Source organism: Sulfitobacter sp. IGS-18 (assembly GCF_059628195.1).
The window spans coordinates 184910-202014 of record NZ_JCAQIH010000003.1 but is presented as its reverse complement, the minus strand read 5'-3'; the positions used below and the strand labels follow the sequence as shown (position 1 = coordinate 202014).

Here is a 17105-nt window from a genome sequence, read left to right as displayed (position 1 = left end):
ATTCAGATCAAGTCTAGATGACGCGCCGCAGAAAACCATTGCACCGGTGCCGACAGATGTATTCGGTTTTTTTTGATAATGCGCGAGAATGCCTTGGAAAACCGAAACCCCCTGCTTCGTCTTTTCAAACCGCCGAGAGATGTTCCCGGCACCGCTTGATCAAGTAATCTATGAAAAGGCGCACTTTGCTGTCCTGCAACCGCCGGTGCGGATAGAGGCATCCGAACATGGCGGGTTCCGGCGGCGTATCGGGCAGGATTTCAACAAGATCGCCGCGCTTCAGATGTTCGCGGACTTCGAACAAGGGCTTGTTGACGATCCCGCGCCCGGCAAGCGCCCAATCGGTCAGGACGTCGCCGTCATCTGAATCGTAACTGCCGGACACATCCATTCTCATGGGCCCTTCCGCTGTCGCCAGGGTCCAGAACCATTCAGGCGATCTGGGGTAGCGCAGCAGCAGGCAATTGTGGTTGCGAAGGTCCTGGGGAGTTTGCGGCACACCACGCCGCTCAAGGTAGGCAGGCGCGGCACACAAAAGGCGCGGCGTGTCCAGGATCTTGCGCAGCTTCAAGTTCGAATCCGGTGGGCGGCCGATAAAGAAGGCCACGTCCAAACCATCTTCCAACAGGTCCACCTTCCGGTCCGACAACCGCAGCCGGACCGATACTTCCGGATATTCATCCACGAAATCGGGGATCAGGGGGGCGATCAGGCGCTTACCGACACCCAGCGGTGCCGTCACCTGAATGGTGCCATGCGGATTTTGCGAAAAGTCAGAGACAGCAGCCTCGGCGTCTTCCAGCGATTGCACGACCTGTCGGGCGTGATCGTAAAAGGCATGGCCCACTTCGGTGGGCGACAGCTTGCGTGTTGTGCGGTTGAACAGCCGCACATCCAGACGGCGTTCCAACTCCTTGATCCGGTTGCTGGCCACGGCAGGCGTGAGGCGCAGGTCACGCCCGCCTGCGGTGATACTGCCCAGTTCCACAACCCTGACAAAGACCTTCAGACTTTCGAGATAGGGCATGACCTTCTCCGATTATATACGATTCGTTGAAAGAGCATACGCGACTCCGCCGTATTTCAGGCATCAAAAATGAAGGATACTGACGGCGCCCGCAGAGTCACAGCTGCGCCATGGGAGGATTCATGACCACCAGATCAAACATACGCTTTGTCCTCAATGACCGCGACATCACGCTCGACAGCGTCGGTGCAAGCGATACCTTGCTGGATTTCCTGCGCATCGACCGCCGCCTGACCGGCACCAAGGAAGGCTGCGCCGAGGGGGATTGCGGGGCTTGCACCGTCCTGGTCGGTCGCCTTCAGGACGGTGTCTTGCGTTATGAGCCGGTCAACGCCTGTATCCGGTTGCTTGCCTCGCTGGATGCCTGTCACGTCGTATCCGTTGAACATCTCTCGGGTCCGGACGGTAAATTGCACCCGGTCCAGCAAGCGATGGTCGAACATCATGGCAGCCAGTGCGGCTTTTGCACGCCGGGCTTCGTCATGTCGCTCTATGCGCTCTGGATGGGGAACCCGGACCCGTCAGAAACCGAAATCGAAACAGCCCTGCAAGGCAATCTGTGCCGCTGCACCGGTTACGAGCCCATCATCAAGGCTGCCAGGGCTGTGACGGCGCATGGCAGCCCGGCCGACGATGCGCTGACCCTTGAACGCGACGCGATGACCGCAAGGCTGTCCCACTTGCGTGACGGTCTGCGCGTCGACACTTCCAAGGACGGCAGCCGCTGTATCCTGCCTGCCTCCGTCGACGACCTGGCGGAAGTCCTGCAGGAAATGCCGAACGCCACGATCATTGCCGGGGCCACGGATGTGGGCCTCTGGGTCACGAAGTTCCTGCGCGATATTTCTCCGGTGGTCTTTCTGGGCCATCTCGATGCGCTCAAAAAGGTCGAGCGGCGCGACGACACGATCCATATCGGTGCCGGCGTCAGCTATACGGACAGCCGGGCCGTGATGGTCGCGGATTATCCGCACCTTGGCCCGTTCTGGGATCGCATCGCCGGCTGGCAGATCCGCAGCATGGGCACCATCGGCGGCAATATCGCCAATGGGTCGCCCATCGGGGACACGCCGCCGGTCCTGATCGCCCTTGGCGCAACCATCACTTTGCGCAAAGGCGCGGCGCGCCGCAGCCTTCCGATCGAGGCGTTCTTTATCGACTATGGCAAGCAGGACAGGGGCGAGGGAGAGTTTCTGGAAAGCATTTCCGTGCCCCGCCCCAAGGCGGATGCGCGCCATGCGGCCTACAAGATTTCCAAACGCCGGGACGAGGATATTTCATCCGTCTGCGCCGCGTTCAACGTCACCGTCGAGGACGGCATGATCACTTCCGCCCGCATCGCTTTCGGCGGCATGGCGGCAACGCCGAAACGGGCCACGCACGCCGAAACCGCGCTGGTCGGTGCCGAATGGAGCGAGGCCGCGCTGCTCAAGGCCGCCGCAGCGCTTGGGGATGACTTTGCACCTTTCACGGATTGGCGCGCCTCGGCGGAATACCGGCTGCTGGTGTCCAAAAACCTGTTCCGCAAATTCTGGCGCGATCAGCAGGACAGCGACGTAGCCGTTCAACTGACCGCGTGAGGGAGGATCCGAAAATGAGCATCAAGGACACAATTGAATCCGTCATTGACACGGACAAACGCAAGGACCCGCCTGTCGCGCAGCATCTGATGCGCGGCGATCAGGGTCGCACCACCATCCGCGGCGGGGTCCATACCGACCTGCGCCATGAAAGCGCGATCAAACATGTCACCGGGCGCGCGGATTATTGCGATGACATTCCCGAACCGGTCGGCACGCTGCATGCCTATCTGGGCCTGTCCACCCGCGCCCATGCGGTGATCCGCGCGCTGGACCTGACAGCGGTACGTGCGGCACCCGGTGTCGTCGGTGTCCTGACGGCAAAGGATATTCCCGGCGTCAACGACGTCTCCCCCACCGGGCGCCATGACGAGCCGATCTTTGCCACCGAAAAGGTCGAATTCTGGGGGCAACCGATGTTTGCGGTCATCGCAGACACGCGTGATGCCGCCCGGCGCGCGGCTCGGCTTGCCCGGGTCGATTACGAGGATCTGCCCCATGTGCTTGATCCCGAAGCGGCACGGCAAGCGGGCATGGAGTATGTCACACCGCCACTCACGCTGAAGCGGGGCGCGGCCCGCGATGCCATGGCCAGGGCGGCGCATCGCATCAAGGGCAAGTTCCGCATCGGAGGTCAGGATCACATGTATCTGGAAGGGCATATCGCCTTTGCCATCCCGGGCGAGGATGAGGATGTGACGGTCCATTCATCCACCCAGCACCCGACAGAGGCGCAGCATATGGTCGCCCATGTCCTTGGCGTGCCCTCCAACGCCGTGACGATCAATGTGCGCCGGATGGGCGGCGGGTTTGGCGGCAAGGAAACCCAGATGAACCTGTTCTGCGCCGTCGCGGCAGTGGCAGCAAAGAAGTGGAACCGTGCGGTCAAGATCCGGCCCGACCGGGACGACGACATGTCAGCGACCGGCAAGCGGCACGATTTTGTCGTCGACTACGAGGTCGGCTTTGACGATGCGGGCAGGATCGAGGCGGTCGCGGGCGATTTCGCGGCACGCTGCGGGTTTTCTTCAGACCTCTCGGGGCCGGTGACGGACCGGGCGCTGTTTCATGCGGACAACGCCTATTATTACCCCAACGTTTTGCTGAGTTCGCACCCGTTGAAGACCAACACAGTCTCCAACACCGCGTTTCGTGGCTTTGGCGGCCCGCAGGGTGTCATCGTCGCAGAGCGGATCATGGAAGAGATCGCCTATCATCGTGGTGTCGACAGCCTGGAAATCCGCAAGCGCAATTTTTACGGCGAGAAGGGGCGAGATGTGACGCCCTATCATCAGACCGTCGAAGACAATATCGCACCGCAGATCGTGCGGGAGCTTGAGGAAAGCGCCGATTATCAGGCGCGCCGCCAGGCCGTGCTTGACTGGAACGCCAAAGGAGACACGATCCGGAAAGGCATCGCGCTCACCCCGGTGAAGTTCGGCATTTCATTCACGGCGACCTGGTACAATCAGGCCGGGGCGCTGCTGCATGTGTATTCGGACGGATCAATCCACCTGAACCATGGCGGCACCGAAATGGGTCAGGGGCTGAACACCAAGATTGCCCAGGTCGTCGCAGATGCCTTTCAGGTGGACTTCGACCGGATCAAGATCACCAGAACCACGACGGAAAAGGTGCCGAACACCTCCGCAACCGCGGCCTCCTCGGGATCAGACCTCAATGGGATGGCCGCGCAGGACGCCGCAGACCAGATCAAGGCGCGGCTGGTCGAATTTGCCGCCGAACGCTGGCAAACAGACGCCGGCAACGTGCGTTTCATTGCCAATGCGGTGCAGATCGGCGAGGAGACGATCCCCTTCGCCGATTTCATCCGCATGGCCTATATGGCGCGGGTGCATCTGTCGGCTGCGGGCTTCTACAAGACGCCTAAAATCCATTGGGACCGCGACACAGGCACCGGTCGACCGTTCTATTATTATGCCTATGGCGCTGCCTGTTCGGAAGTGACGGTTGACACGCTGACGGGGGAGTACCGCGTCGAGCGGACGGATATCCTGCATGATGTCGGCAGATCCCTGAACCCGATCATCGACAAAGGCCAGGTCGAAGGCGCGTTCATCCAGGGCATGGGTTGGCTGACCACCGAGGAGTTGTGGTGGGATGACAAGGGGCAGCTTCGCACCCATGCGCCCTCGACCTACAAGATTCCCTTGGCTTCCGACCGTCCGCGCGTCTTCAACGTTGAACTGGCAGCTTGGTCCGAGAACCGCGAGAACACGATCAAACGGTCCAAGGCCGTGGGCGAGCCGCCCTTCATGCTGGGCATATCGGTGTTCGAGGCCCTGTCACATGCGGTCGCAAGCGTGGCGGATTACAAGACCTGCCCGCGCCTTGACGCGCCCGCGACGCCCGAGCGTGTGCTGATGGCGATTGAGCGGTTGCGGGGCTGATCCAATGCGCCTGTCTCAGTTCCTTGACACCAATGCGGACATTGTCCGGGTTTCCCTGTGCCGCGTGCGCGGGTCGTCCCCGCGCGAAGCCGGGGCAGAGATGTTCGTGACGCCCAACGGGCTGCACGGAACTATCGGTGGCGGACAGCTCGAATACATGGCCATTGATCAGGCCCGGAAAATGCTGGGCAGCGGACGCGATTTTGACCGGATGGACGTGCCGCTTGGGCCGGAGATCGGGCAATGCTGCGGCGGGCGCGTCGAACTTGCCCTGCAGCGGATGACCCAGGCCGATCGTGCGCAGGCCCTGGCCGCCGATGCAGAACGACAGGCGGCGCGGCCGCATGTCTATGTCCTGGGTGCAGGCCATATCGGGCGCGCGCTTGCCCGGTTTTTCCAGTTCCTGCCCGTGCGCTGCATCCTCATCGACAGCCGCCCGGAGGAGCTGGCGCTTGTGGATGCAAAGGTTGAAACGCGCCTCACACCCATGGCGGAGGCCGAGATCCGGGCCGCCCCGCCCGGCAGCGCCTTCATCGTTCTAACCCATGACCACGCGCTCGACTTTCTCTTGACCTCCGAAGCACTGGACCGGCGCGATGCTGCTTACGTCGGCCTGATCGGCTCTGCGACCAAACGGATGAAATTCGCACGCTTTCACCAAAGCCACGCCGCGCAGAGCGATTGCACCAGGCTGATTTGCCCGATCGGAGACGCCAGCAGCCCTGACAAGCGCCCCGAGGTGATTGCGGCCTCCGTCACGGCGCAGGTCATGAGCGTGCTGACCACCGCCCAGAGCGAGGACGTCAAACTGACAATCTGAAAGACGCCTGCGCGGCACAGCCAATTGCGCCGACGGGGCCAGACACTTTACGGGAGGAGACCCAAAATGTCGGACACCACTTACACCTACAAGCTATTCAACAGGAGCGATTTCAACGCTTTCTGGGCGCTATTCACCGATAACCTCGTCAACCTGCTGATCCTGTCGGGTGTCTGTCAGTTTGTCTTTCAGATGCCTGCCGACATTGTATTCGGTCGGATTGTCCCCGGCGCGGCCGTCGCCATCCTTGCGGGCGTCGTGGTCTATGCGCTGCTGGCCAAACGGGTCGCCAATCGGCAGGGCAAGGACGTGACCGCGCTGCCCTACGGCATCTCGACCCCTGTGATGTTTGTCTATCTCTTCGGGGTGATCGGCCCGATATTCTGGGCAACAAACGATCCGCTTCTGGCCTGGCAGGTTGGCATCGGCGCAGGCTTCATGGGCGGTATCGTCGCGGCTTTCGGGGCCATCATCGGCCCGTTTCTCAAGCGGATCACACCCCGGGCCGGCATGTTGGGCACCCTGTGCGGCATCGCGCTGGTCTTCATCGGCTCCGTCCCACTGGCAGAGATTTTCGAACATCCGCTGATCGGTTTCACGTCGCTGCTGTTCATCCTCTGGGGTCTGATTGGCCGCTTCCGGCTGCCCGGGAATGTGCCTGCCGGCCTGGTTGCCATTGCCGTTGGTACAATCATTGCAATCTTTCTGGGGCAATCGTCGTTCAGCACCGAGGGCGTTGGTTTCTACCCGCCGGTCCCCTATTTCGGCGATATGATTGCAGGCATTCAATATCTGTTTGCCAATCCTGAACTGTTCCTCGTCCTGATCCCCGTCCAGATCTACAACTTTATCGAAACCATGAATAACGTAGAATCGGCAGAGGCTGCGGGCGACACCTATCCCGTCGCCCTGTGCCAGGTGACCGATGGGGCCGGCACAATGATCGGCGCGCTGTTCGGTTCGCCCTTCCCGACCACGGTCTATATCGGCCACCCGGCCTACAAGCGCATGGATGCGCGGGCGGGCTACATCATCGGCGTGGCATTTGTCATTGCCGCGGCGGCATTCCTTGGCTTTCTGTCGTTCCTGGCCGGGCTGATCCCAATCGCGGCGGCTGCCCCGGTGCTGGTCTTTGTCTCCGTCAGCCTGATCACCAACACGGCATTTGCCGTCAGACCCGCCCATATGGCGGCAGTCGCCTTTGCGATCCTGCCGCATATCTCCGAGTTCCTGATGGTCAAATGGGGGTCATTGATGAATGCCCTGCGCACATCAGGCGTCGAAGGTCTGCCTCCGCTTGGCGACAATGCGCTCACCGCGGCCCTGCTCAGGGAAGGCGCGCATTACGAGGGGCATCTGGCCCTGTCACAGGGGGCCATCATCACCGGCCTAGTCTGGGGGGCAATCGTTGCCGACGTCATCGACGGGCGGCACCGCCATGCGGGCGGGTTTGCCATCGTTGCGGCCATCATGTCATCGGTCGGGATCATCCACAGCTATACGCTCCAGTTTCCGCAGTTCGATGGCATCACCACCGGCTACCTGATCATCGGTGCCTTCCTGATCTTTTATCCGATGGTGGCACCCCGTGAAGATCTGGAACGCCGGATCATCGTACCGGACGAGCCGGACTTTCTGGACGACAACACCCCGGCCTTCGAACGGGCTTGAACAAAACGGGCGCGGCGGCCATCTGGCGCCGCGCCCCGACACCTCTCTCAAAGGAAATGATTCCATGACCGACATATTGCTGCGCGGACGGCTTCTGACGTTTCACCAGGAACCGAAAGATGCCGATGACAGTGAGGCATACAGCTATGTTGAAGATGGCGCGATCCTTGTGCGCGACGGCAGGATTGTCGCGTCGGGAGAGTACCGTGACAGCGCTGCACGCGCGCCTGATGCCAGGGTCGTGGATCACCGCCCACACCTTCTGATGGCCGGATTTATCGACGCACATATCCACTTTCCGCAGGTTCAGATCGTGGCCAGCTGGGGCAGCCAGCTGCTTGATTGGCTGAACGACTATACCTTCCCGGCAGAGGCGGATTATGCCAATGCGCAACATGCAACCGCGATGGCGGGCCAGTTCTGCGATTTGCTGACCGATCACGGCACCACAACTGCCGTTGCCTTCTGTTCCGTCCACAAGGCGTCAGCCGAGGCATTGTTTTCGGCGGCAGCAGACAGGAACATGCGGATCATCGCGGGCAAGACCATGATGGATCGCAATGCGCCCGGATCTGTCCTGGACACGCCCCGGTCAAGCTATGACGACAGCAAGGAGTTGATCGCCAACTGGCATGGCAAGGGCCGCGCCTCCTATGCAATCACCCCACGCTTCGCGATCACCTCAACCCCGCAGCAGATGGAGATGGCGGGCGCGCTGGCGGGGGAACATCCCGACTGCTACGTCCAGACCCACCTGTCCGAGAACCACGCAGAAATAACCTTTACCGCAGAACTTTATCCCGAGGCGCGCGATTATCTCGATGTTTACGAAACCCACGGTCTCATGGGTCAAAAGACCTTGCTGGGCCACGCGATCCACCTGAAGGAACGTGAAATCGTCGCCATTGCCGAGGCCGGGGCGCATCCGGTTTTCTGCCCCACCTCAAATCTGTTCCTGGGCAGCGGGCTTTTCGACGATGCCGGATTGCGCGCCCATGGCATTTCAAACGGTATCGCAACGGACATCGGGGCGGGCACCAGCTATTCGATGCTTCAGACCCTGAATGAAGGCTACAAGATCCTGCAACTGCGGCACCAGAAGCTGCATGCATTGCGTGCATTCCACTGGATCACACGCGGCAATGCCGAGGTGCTGGGCATGTCCGACAAGATCGGAACACTCGATGCCGGAACAGAGGCGGACATCGTTGTCCTGAATGCCCGGGCAACGCCTGCCATGGCACTGCGCATGGGCCGGGCGGAAACGCTGTCCGAAGAATTGTTTGTGTTGCAGATGATGGGCGATGATCGCGCCATCGTGCAGACCTATGTTGCCGGTCATCCTCAGAAGGGAATTGTCAGATGATGACCGTCACGGGATTGGAATGGCGAAGGCATGACCGGCAGGACTTGCCTTCGCGCAGGGCTCGCCGCGTTTGATTACGTCAGAAAAACACCCCGGGGTCGCGTTCAAAGCTGCGCCAGTACACGTCCGGCATGGCTTTGCTTTCCGGCGATAAATCGCCCGAGTTCGGCTTCATAGTCGCGGGGCACGGCAGCGGACACAGACGGGCGCGCGCGCACGGTTTCCCACCAGGTCACCAGGGTGCCGGGCAGCCTGTCGCCCACAGCCACTTCCGACAGCATGTCGAGCACGGAAAAGTAGCGAAACAGCGTTGCAAAGACCGCATCGACCAGCCCGAACTCAGAGCCTGCAAAGTAATCCTTCGGTGCAAAGCGTGCATTGACGATGTCCAGACGCTCTTTCAGGTCAGCCATTGAACGTCTGACCGCCGTGGCGTCAGCATCGCGATAGATGATGCGGGCGACGATATTCAGCATGCCATCCGCATAAGACATCCAGGCCTCATGCCGCGCCCGTGCAAGCGGGTCACCGGGCAGCAGACCGCCGCCCGAACTGCCGTCCAGGAACGCGGCGATCACGCCGGACTCGAACAACCAGTCGTCAGGACCGGCCCGGAAGACCGGCACCTGACCAAAAGGCGAAATCTCCTGCAGCCAGTCCGGCTTGTTGTCCAGGTCGATGTCCAGACGGTCAAAGGCGATATCTTTTTCAAGCATCGTGATGACGACCCGCTGAACGTAGGGGCACAATCTGTGCCCCACGATCTTGTAGCGTTGTTCCGGCATCGCTCAGCCCGCCATATGGTGGATGTTGAGCTTGTTGCCGTCAGGATCGCGGAAATAGGCCGCATAGAACCCCTCCGCACGATACCCCGGCTTGCCTTCATCGGCGCCCCCCAGTTCCAGCGCCTTTGCATGGATCGCATCGACCTGAGCACTGTCCTTTGCCACAAGGGCGACCATCACGCCATTGCCGACAGAATAGGGCTGTCCGTTTTCGGGGACATGGATCGAGAACGCGGGGCCGCCATCCGCGTTGGCCCAGACGATGAAATCGTCGAATGCCATGATTTGTTTTGCCGCCAGTTCGGCCAGCAACGGATCATAAAACGCGGTCGCGCGTGCCAGATCAGCAGTACCAAGGGACGTATATCCAATCATTTTGAACCTCCATATGTATCGTCTATTGGAAGCCTCACAGATAGAATGTTGCAAATTTTCATTCGATAGCCATGATTGCCATCAAACATTGCAAATTTGAAATGAACCTATGGACTGGAACGCGATCAAGGTTTTCCGCGCTGTTTGCGAGACCGGTTCCCTTGTCAGGGCGGCAGAGCATATCGGTGTCAGCCACGCGACGGTGTTCCGGCATATGTCTGCCCTGGAAGATCAGATCGGCACCCGTCTGTTCGACCGCGTCAAGGGCCGCTATGTGCTGACCGATGCTGGTGCCGAAATGCTGGAGATCAGCGGTGGCATCTCCCGGTCTTTCGAAGAGATCGACAGGCGGATCGCGGGTCGGGATGAAAGCGCCGAAGGCACTGTCCGTCTGACGGCGCCGCGCAGCTTTTCCGACACGGTGCTTGAGCGGTATCTGGCCGAATTCGCGAAAGCGCATCCCAAGATCATGATCGAACTGCTGGTCTCCAATCAGGAAATGAACATGTCCAACCGCAGCGCGGACGTTGCCCTGCGCGTGGCCCATGCGCCGCCGGATCATCTCTGGGGGCGGCGGGTCTTGAACATTGATTGGGCTGTTTACGCGGCACCTTCCTATCTGGAGGCGCATGGCTCTCTTGAGGACGAGAAGGATCTGACGCGGCACAGGTTGGTGGCGCCCGCGGGCATGTTGGCCCATCATCAGGCCTATGCGGGCATCCTGTCCGGCGGACAGCCCTTGACGACAATTCGCTGCGACGATCTGACCACCATTGCAAGCCTTGCGGCAGGCGGCCACGGCGTGGCCCTCTTGCCCGACGACATGCGGCGGCCCGATCTGATGCGGTGTTTTACCTTTTCATCAGCGCCACCAAACTGCCTTTGGATACTGACACATCCTGACCTGCGGGCGGTGCGACGGATCTCCTTGCTGATGGGGTTTCTCTCCAATTCCTTCCGGCACGACCCGGTCTGGAAGCGGTCATAGAAAGCCGGGATCACCGGATGTGTCGCGGCGGGAGAACCGGCCCATGACGTGCCGGCGATTATTTCTGTGGATGCGCCTCTTTCAGGCTTTGCATGAACCGCTTCTTGCCGTTCTGAATATGATCCCGCAGGATTTCGCAGGCATCGTCGATGCGGTCCTGCGCAACCATCTCGATGATCTGCCGGTGGCCATTGCACGAGCGTTCCAGAACCTGCTCATCTTGCTTGAGCAGATGGCGCAGCGCCGCAAACCGCCAGCGGAAGAGGTTGAATGCCCGCCCGATATAACGGTTGCCCGCATGGGCCACAAAGACATCGTGAAATTCGGTATCGAGTGCCGCAAAAAGATCCCGCTGCCCGGCAGATACAACCTTTTCGATCCTCCCCGTCACCTCGCGCAGATCGGCAAGCAGCGGTTCTTTGGCCAGCCGTGCGGCCTCGCGCAGGGCGACGGTCTCAATATGGATACGAAAGGCGGTGATTTCCTCGGTCTCTTCGTCATCCATGGTGAACACACGCACCCCGCGATAGGGTTCGGCACTCAGAAGGCGTTCGGTCTCAAGAATACGGAAGACTTCGCGCAGCGGCGTGCGGCTGACGTTGAACTCCTGCGCCAGCTGCGCTTCGTTCAACGGCTCGCCAATCGCGAAATGACCTTCGATGATGGCTTCGCGAAGGCGGTCCGCAACCAGATGCACGGTTGGCTTGCGCTTGATATCCAAAACCCGTCGTCCGCTGTCGTCCACGCTGGCCTTTTCCTTCCGACTGTTCGCTTTTTCGTATGCAATGCCCAAGCTCATGGCAAGCATCCTGTGGTCAGACCGCCCGCCGTCACAATGGATATAACGCCACCGGACCGCATCAGAAGCGGCTTACCAATTGTTCGGAGAAGGAGAACATCTGCCGCAGCATATCCGGGTTTTGGGCCGCGTGGCGCATGTAACCGAGCCATTCGTCGCGCTGATGTCCGGGGCCCATGTGAAAGACAATCTGCTTGTTCAGCGATGCCCGCGGCGACGCAATTTCAAGGAACTTGCGCCGGCGGTCATCCGAATATTCGGTCAGGATGGCGCTGTCGCGACCCTCGGTAATCACCTGCCCCAGAGCCTCGACCAGCGCCATGCTGTCCAGAACACCGCTGGTCAGCCCCAGCCCGCCGGTCGGATTGGTGATATGCGCCGCGTCCCCGGCAAGAAGGATGCGCCCTTCCCGCATCGTATCGGCACAGCGCTGGTGCATCCGGTAGGGCGAATGCTGTTTCAGCGTCCAGGCCCCGTTACCCGGCAGCAGCGTCTTGAACTTGTCGGCAATCCGCTCGCCCACTGTCTCGACCGGAAGCGCTTCGCTTTCCATATAGGTGCAGCGCCACAGCCCTTCCGGGTCGATCTTGACGATCACCGCACCGTTGTCATGATCGACCTGGAATGTCGTCGCCGTGTAGCCCTCGGCTTCGAAATCAAAGTAGATGTTTGTCGCGACAAACCGTTCGGGCCAGGTGATGCCGAAAAAGTTGGTCTTCAGCACGCGCTCACGCACCAGGCTCGACGCACCGTCGCAGCCGACCAGCCAGCTGCCCTCGACAACTTCTTCGTCGGCGCCGTCATCCAGCGTCACCCGCACCCCGGCCTGATCCTGAACGATGTCTTTCACTTTGGCCGAGAAACGGACGCTGACATTCGGCAACTCCGCCAGTTTTTCCAGAACGACCAGGGCGATCTTGTCCTGTCCCAGGTGAAGGCTCATCGGATAATCCGAAACCTCCTTCAAGCTGTCCATGCTCATGTGCAGCATCTCGCCGGTGTCATGGACCAGCCAGTCCACCGCCGTTTTGACAATGCCGAGAGTCTTGCAGGTCTCAAGGATGCCCAGGTTGTCGAAATGCTCAAGGATCGGGGCCGGATATGCCAGGGCGCGCGGGCTGTCGCTGGGTCGGTCTTCCGCTTCGAGCACGGTCACGTCGATGCCTTTCTGACCCAGGCCAAGCGCTGTCAGAAGACCGACGGGCCCGCCGCCAACGATGATTACAGACTCTTTCATTCCAGACCTTTCGATTTTCCTGGTCGTGATGCGGGGGGCACCGCATCCTCACATCAGAGAGGGAAGCCAGAGCGCCAGCGCCGGGAAGGCGATCAGCAGCACGAGCTTGAGAATATCAGCCGCCACGAAGGGCAGGACCCCGCCATAGATCTGCCGGATCGTGATCTCGGGTGCGACGCTCTTGAGGGCAAAGAGGTTCAGGCCGAAGGGCGGCGTGATGACCCCCAGTTCCACGATCACCACCATGACCACACCCCACCAGATGACATCGTATCCAAGCGACGACACGATGGAGGCGGTGACCGATGCCGTCACCATCATCACCGCAATCGAATCCATGATCGTTCCGATCACCAGAAAGGCGAGGCAGATCAGCGATACGACCACCCAGCCCGGCACCGGCAGACCGCCAATGGAACGCGCGGCAAGCTCCGGCAGGCCGGTGGCCGAAAAGAAGAAGGTCGAGGCGAAACCACCGATCATCAGCATGTAGATCATCGAGGTGGTTGATGTCACTTCGGCCACGATCTCGGGCGTGTCGCGCAACCGGTAGGATTTGCGCAGCACCAGCACGAGGGCCGCAAAGACAGCGCCGACGGCGGCGGCTTCGCTTGCCGTGAAGATACCGGCGAACATGCCGCCAAAAATGACCACGAACATGATGACAGCCGGCTGCGCCCGCCATCCGCAGCGCAGGATCTCGCGGGCGTCCCAGCTGGCCTCGCTAGGCGCGCTGTTGGGCGAAATGGCAAGGAACAGAAAAACGGCGATGATATAGAGCATGATCGTGATCAGGGCGGGCACGAAGATTGCCGCATACATCAGCCCGATCGACTGCTCGGTCATCATCGCATAGATGACCACGACGGTGGAGGGCGGCACAAGCTGGCCAAGTGTGCCACCGGCGGCGATAACACCGCTCGACAAAAGGGGTGAATAACCACGGCTCTTCATTTCCGGGAAGGCGGCCTTGCCAATGGTGGCGACGGTGGCGACCGAGGATCCGGTCAACGCGCCAAAGCCCGCGCATCCCCCGATGGTGCCCAGGGCGAGCCCGCCGCGGAACGGCGCGGAAAGCGCGGAGGCGAAGTTGTAGATGTCGGCCGCCATGCCGGACCGGACAGCAAGACCGCCCATGATCAGAAAGAACGGCACCACGGCGATGTCATAGCTCGACAGCAGGGTCATGGTTTCACTGCCAAGCGTGGCAACGGCACCTTTGACGCCAAAGATCAGTGCGACCCCCAGGATCGAACAAAGCGTCAGCGTGGCGGCAACCGGTACAAAGGTAAAGATCAGCACCCAGATCAGGGCAACGATGGCCAGCATCGAGGCAACCATGTTGCCCATGAAATAGGCCCCAAAGCTCAGCGCGATCCAGGTGAAGAAGGCCAGGATCAGCACGCCGGGCACAAAGACCAGTGCAATCGCAACCGGCCAGCGCGCATGTGTTTCAAGCGCGAGGCGCAGGGCGACAACCAGCTGGGTCGGGATGGTCAGCAGAAACAACAGGGCAACAGCAGCATAGAAGGGACCGACCGGAACTTCATTCAGGATCGTGTAGGTTCCCCTGTTCAAGGTCGATTGCGCCTGCAGCGTCACGCCCCAGAAAATCAGGACGAGCGCACCCAGATACAGCACCGCACCGATCCCGCGCAGGTAGCGCACTGCCCGGGGCGACAGGATGCCCGCCATCATGTCCACTTCCAGCGTCGCGCGCTGTGACAGGCCAGCCGCCAGCACAGCGGCGATGGAAACGGGAAAGACCGTGGAAAAGATCTCGTTGATGCCGGTGAGCGGAGAGCTGAAGATTGCCCGCATCACGATCACATCAAGTGTCTGGATCAGCGCCGTGACCAGAATGGCGACAACCCCGACCAGAGCGATCAGCCGGTTGAACCCGGCCAATCTGGTGTCAATGCGGGCCAGCAGCCCGTCGATCTGGCGACCATGATGTTCCGATCCGTACAGTTCGACATGACGGTCGCGCACATTGGTCGGAATTGTCATGGTCGCCTCGCTCACTTCGCGGCTGCCTTGTAGCTTGCCATGAAGGCGTCATAGGTTTCCTGCACGCCGTCACCCTTCTTGAGCCATTCCTCGACAACCGGGGCAATTGCATCCTTCCAGATCTTGTATTGCTCGGGCGACAGTTTGTGCCAGGTCAGCCGACCGTCAGCCACCATTTCGTCCGAGAACTTTTTCTGGATACCGGTCTGTCCAATCGCCAGCATTTCGGTCAGCGCCATGCCGGAATGCTTGTCGACGATGGCTTTCATCTCCGGAGACAGGCCCTCGTATTTTTCCTTGTTCATGATGATCGCAAAGGGCGTCATGCCAAAGGTGATGTCTTCGATCCCATGCTTGAGGTAGTCGGACCACTTGTAGGTGTATTGGGTGATCTCATTGCCGGAAGAGGCCTCAACCACACCGCGTGAAATCGCCTGGTAGCCTTCGGAGAAGGGGATCGAGACTGCCGCTGCACCGAGCTTGTCCATCGCCATCACCATGTTGGCGTCCTGGGCGCGAACCTTCATGCCTTTGAGCTGTTCGACATCCGAGATTGGTTCACGGCTGAAGAAACGTGTCGGCAGAACCGTATAAAGCGCCAGGATCTTGACCTCATCCAGAGAGGGGTCGAGCAGGCCTTTCTCGTAGGTTTCCGCCAGCGCGATCGAGGCGGCTTTCATGTCGGTCACATCCGTCGAGGGCAGCGTGGTCACCAGCGTCCGTTTCAGCGGAATACCCGAGATCGGAAGCCCTGCGACCCCCATGTCGGCAACGCCCTGAACAACGCGTTCCCAGGTGTTTGTCGCATCCGCAAACGGCGGCGGAAAATTGGTGATGGTCAGTTCGCCAGCCGCCTCTTCATTGATGGCGTCCACCCATTTTTTGTAGGTGAGCTGATAAAGCGGCCCTGCGAGCACATGGGTCGTGTCAACCACCCGCAATCCTGTAAATGCACCGTTCATCTGACCCATCGCACCTTTGGAAAATTCTGCATGTGCCGCCCGCCAGGCCACTGCCCGACGGGCGACGCCGTATCAGTTGTTGAGCAACCCGGCGGCAGTCAGCTGCGCTTCGGCCACTGCGGTCAGATTCTTGACAAAAGCTGCGTATTCCTCCGGACCATAGTCGCTGTCTTCGACACCTGATGCACGGGCGTAGGTCTGATAGCTGTCGGTGGCCATCGCCTTGTGAATTGCATCCGCTATCTGCTGCTGCAGTTCCAGCGGCATCCCTTTCGGGCCAAAGACGCCGCGCACCTGGATCCAGCTTGTATCGACGTCAAAACCCTGCTCGCCAAAGGTTTGCATGTCGGGCAGCGTCTTCAGACGTTTCTCGCCCAGAACACCCAATCCTTTCAGACGGTCGGCCTCGAAGAAGGTAAGGGCCGGGCCAAGGTTCGAAACGCCCACATCCACATGCCCGCCCAGAACGGCAGCAATGATGTCGGGGGTGGATTCAAACGCAACCCAGTTGAATTTCACGCCTGCGGATTCTTCCAGCATGGTCATCCCGATATTCTGCATCGAGCCCACCGGGCCAAAGCCGCCAATATTGACCTCGCCGCCGTTTTCCTTGGCCAGCGCCACCAGGTCCTTCAGGTCGTTCAATTGTGAATCCTTGGCAACGAAGAACATGATCGGATCTTCTTGTGCCAGGGCGATCCATTCGAAATCTTCCGAGGTGAACGTGCCACGCAGGTTGGTCAGCATGCCGGTGAAATGCGTTACCGTGTTCACACCCAATGTCAGCCCGTCGGGCTTGGCGGCCCTGACCTTGGCCATTTGCGAAGCCCCGCCGCCGCCAGGTGTGTTAACCACGACGATTGTCTGGTTGATGAGCGGCTCCAGTTCCTTGGCGAGGGTACGGGCGAAAACATCCACACCGCCCCCGGGCTTTGTGTGAAGAACGACGTTCACCGGGCCTTCGGGTTGCCATCCGTCCTGGGCCTTTACTTCCCCTGACATACCAATGGCGAAGGCGGCAGCGCCGACAAGGCCGATGGCCGCGGACTTGAAATTGAAGACTGACATGCTTGG

Annotated in this window: 14 protein-coding genes; 6 read left to right on the top strand and 8 right to left on the bottom strand. The window is 60.3% G+C overall.

The genetic code is table 11. From position 1 onward, the window contains the following. Positions 1-124: 124 nt before the first annotated feature. Positions 125-1027 carry a LysR family transcriptional regulator gene (locus ACWNZ3_RS21620; protein WP_274574856.1) on the bottom strand — a complete coding sequence of 301 codons (903 nt, stop codon included), beginning with the start codon at positions 1025-1027 and terminating at the stop codon, positions 125-127. A gap of 122 nt (positions 1028-1149) precedes the next feature. Between ACWNZ3_RS21620 and xdhA the strand changes: the two genes are divergently transcribed. The 5 genes from xdhA (at position 1150) to guaD (ending at position 8875) form a co-directional block, all read left to right on the top strand. Continuing rightward, complete coding sequence (gene xdhA / locus ACWNZ3_RS21615) at positions 1150-2607, top strand: xanthine dehydrogenase small subunit (protein ID WP_496902316.1); 1458 nt, start codon at positions 1150-1152, stop codon at positions 2605-2607. 89 nt (positions 2608-2696) lie between these two features. Next, positions 2697-5018 (top strand): xanthine dehydrogenase molybdopterin binding subunit, encoded by a 2322-nt coding sequence (gene xdhB / locus ACWNZ3_RS21610; protein WP_496902605.1) that lies wholly within the window; start codon positions 2697-2699, stop codon positions 5016-5018. Between the two features lie 4 nt (positions 5019-5022). Beyond that, entirely contained in the window at positions 5023-5838 is an 816-nt protein-coding gene (gene xdhC, locus ACWNZ3_RS21605; protein ID WP_496902315.1) for a xanthine dehydrogenase accessory protein XdhC, read from the top strand. A 66-nt stretch (positions 5839-5904) separates the two neighbouring features. Further along, entirely contained in the window at positions 5905-7509 is a 1605-nt protein-coding gene (locus ACWNZ3_RS21600) for a xanthine/uracil/vitamin C permease (RefSeq protein ID WP_496902596.1), read from the top strand. A gap of 64 nt (positions 7510-7573) precedes the next feature. After that, positions 7574-8875, top strand: coding sequence for a guanine deaminase (gene guaD / locus ACWNZ3_RS21595; RefSeq protein WP_496902595.1), 1302 nt, complete (start codon positions 7574-7576; stop codon positions 8873-8875). A gap of 104 nt (positions 8876-8979) precedes the next feature. Here the strand turns inward: guaD and ACWNZ3_RS21590 are convergent, their stop codons facing one another. Together ACWNZ3_RS21590 and ACWNZ3_RS21585 are read right to left on the bottom strand one after the other, a co-directional pair. After that, entirely contained in the window at positions 8980-9660 is a 681-nt protein-coding gene (locus ACWNZ3_RS21590) for a glutathione S-transferase family protein (protein ID WP_496902594.1), read from the bottom strand. 3 nt (positions 9661-9663) lie between these two features. Next, positions 9664-10035: a VOC family protein gene (locus ACWNZ3_RS21585; protein WP_496902593.1), complete on the bottom strand. Its 372-nt coding sequence runs from the start codon at positions 10033-10035 to the stop codon at positions 9664-9666. A gap of 109 nt (positions 10036-10144) precedes the next feature. On the opposite strand from ACWNZ3_RS21585, the gene ACWNZ3_RS21580 reads away from it, so the two are divergent. Beyond that, positions 10145-11023, top strand: coding sequence for a LysR family transcriptional regulator (locus ACWNZ3_RS21580; protein WP_496902592.1), 879 nt, complete (start codon positions 10145-10147; stop codon positions 11021-11023). Between the two features lie 58 nt (positions 11024-11081). Here the strand turns inward: ACWNZ3_RS21580 and ACWNZ3_RS21575 are convergent, their stop codons facing one another. The 5 genes from ACWNZ3_RS21575 to ACWNZ3_RS21555 all read right to left on the bottom strand — a co-directional run bounded on the left by ACWNZ3_RS21575 (position 11082) and on the right by ACWNZ3_RS21555 (position 17099). Continuing rightward, positions 11082-11822: a GntR family transcriptional regulator gene (locus ACWNZ3_RS21575; protein WP_496902591.1), complete on the bottom strand. Its 741-nt coding sequence runs from the start codon at positions 11820-11822 to the stop codon at positions 11082-11084. A 61-nt stretch (positions 11823-11883) separates the two neighbouring features. Then, positions 11884-13059, bottom strand: a complete 1176-nt coding sequence (locus ACWNZ3_RS21570; RefSeq protein ID WP_496902590.1) for an FAD-dependent oxidoreductase — start codon at positions 13057-13059, stop codon at positions 11884-11886. A gap of 48 nt (positions 13060-13107) precedes the next feature. Then, positions 13108-15084 (bottom strand): TRAP transporter large permease, encoded by a 1977-nt coding sequence (locus tag ACWNZ3_RS21565; protein WP_496902589.1) that lies wholly within the window; start codon positions 15082-15084, stop codon positions 13108-13110. Continuing rightward, entirely contained in the window at positions 15081-16004 is a 924-nt protein-coding gene (gene dctP / locus ACWNZ3_RS21560; protein WP_496902588.1) for a TRAP transporter substrate-binding protein DctP, read from the bottom strand. The genes ACWNZ3_RS21565 and dctP overlap by 4 nt, the downstream gene beginning before the upstream one ends. A gap of 99 nt (positions 16005-16103) precedes the next feature. Beyond that, a complete protein-coding gene (locus ACWNZ3_RS21555; protein ID WP_496902587.1) occupies positions 16104-17099 on the bottom strand; it encodes a Bug family tripartite tricarboxylate transporter substrate binding protein in 996 nt (331 codons plus the stop codon). Positions 17100-17105 lie beyond the last annotated feature (6 nt).

Bases quoted from the DNA above. Each gene is read 5' to 3' on its own strand.
- ACWNZ3_RS21620 (WP_274574856.1), bottom strand. From the start codon at position 1,027: ATGCCCTATCTCGAAAGTCTGAAGGTCTTTGTCAGGGTTGTGGAACTG.
- xdhA (WP_496902316.1), top strand. From the start codon at position 1,150: ATGACCACCAGATCAAACATACGCTTTGTCCTCAATGACCGCGACATC.
- xdhB (WP_496902605.1), top strand. From the start codon at position 2,697: ATGCGCGGCGATCAGGGTCGCACCACCATCCGCGGCGGGGTCCATACC.
- xdhC (WP_496902315.1), top strand. From the start codon at position 5,023: ATGCGCCTGTCTCAGTTCCTTGACACCAATGCGGACATTGTCCGGGTT.
- ACWNZ3_RS21600 (WP_496902596.1), top strand. From the start codon at position 5,905: ATGTCGGACACCACTTACACCTACAAGCTATTCAACAGGAGCGATTTC.
- guaD (WP_496902595.1), top strand. From the start codon at position 7,574: ATGACCGACATATTGCTGCGCGGACGGCTTCTGACGTTTCACCAGGAA.
- ACWNZ3_RS21590 (WP_496902594.1), bottom strand. From the start codon at position 9,660: ATGCCGGAACAACGCTACAAGATCGTGGGGCACAGATTGTGCCCCTAC.
- ACWNZ3_RS21585 (WP_496902593.1), bottom strand. From the start codon at position 10,035: ATGATTGGATATACGTCCCTTGGTACTGCTGATCTGGCACGCGCGACC.
- ACWNZ3_RS21580 (WP_496902592.1), top strand. From the start codon at position 10,145: ATGGACTGGAACGCGATCAAGGTTTTCCGCGCTGTTTGCGAGACCGGT.
- ACWNZ3_RS21575 (WP_496902591.1), bottom strand. From the start codon at position 11,822: ATGAGCTTGGGCATTGCATACGAAAAAGCGAACAGTCGGAAGGAAAAG.
- ACWNZ3_RS21570 (WP_496902590.1), bottom strand. From the start codon at position 13,059: ATGAAAGAGTCTGTAATCATCGTTGGCGGCGGGCCCGTCGGTCTTCTG.
- ACWNZ3_RS21555 (WP_496902587.1), bottom strand. From the start codon at position 17,099: ATGTCAGTCTTCAATTTCAAGTCCGCGGCCATCGGCCTTGTCGGCGCT.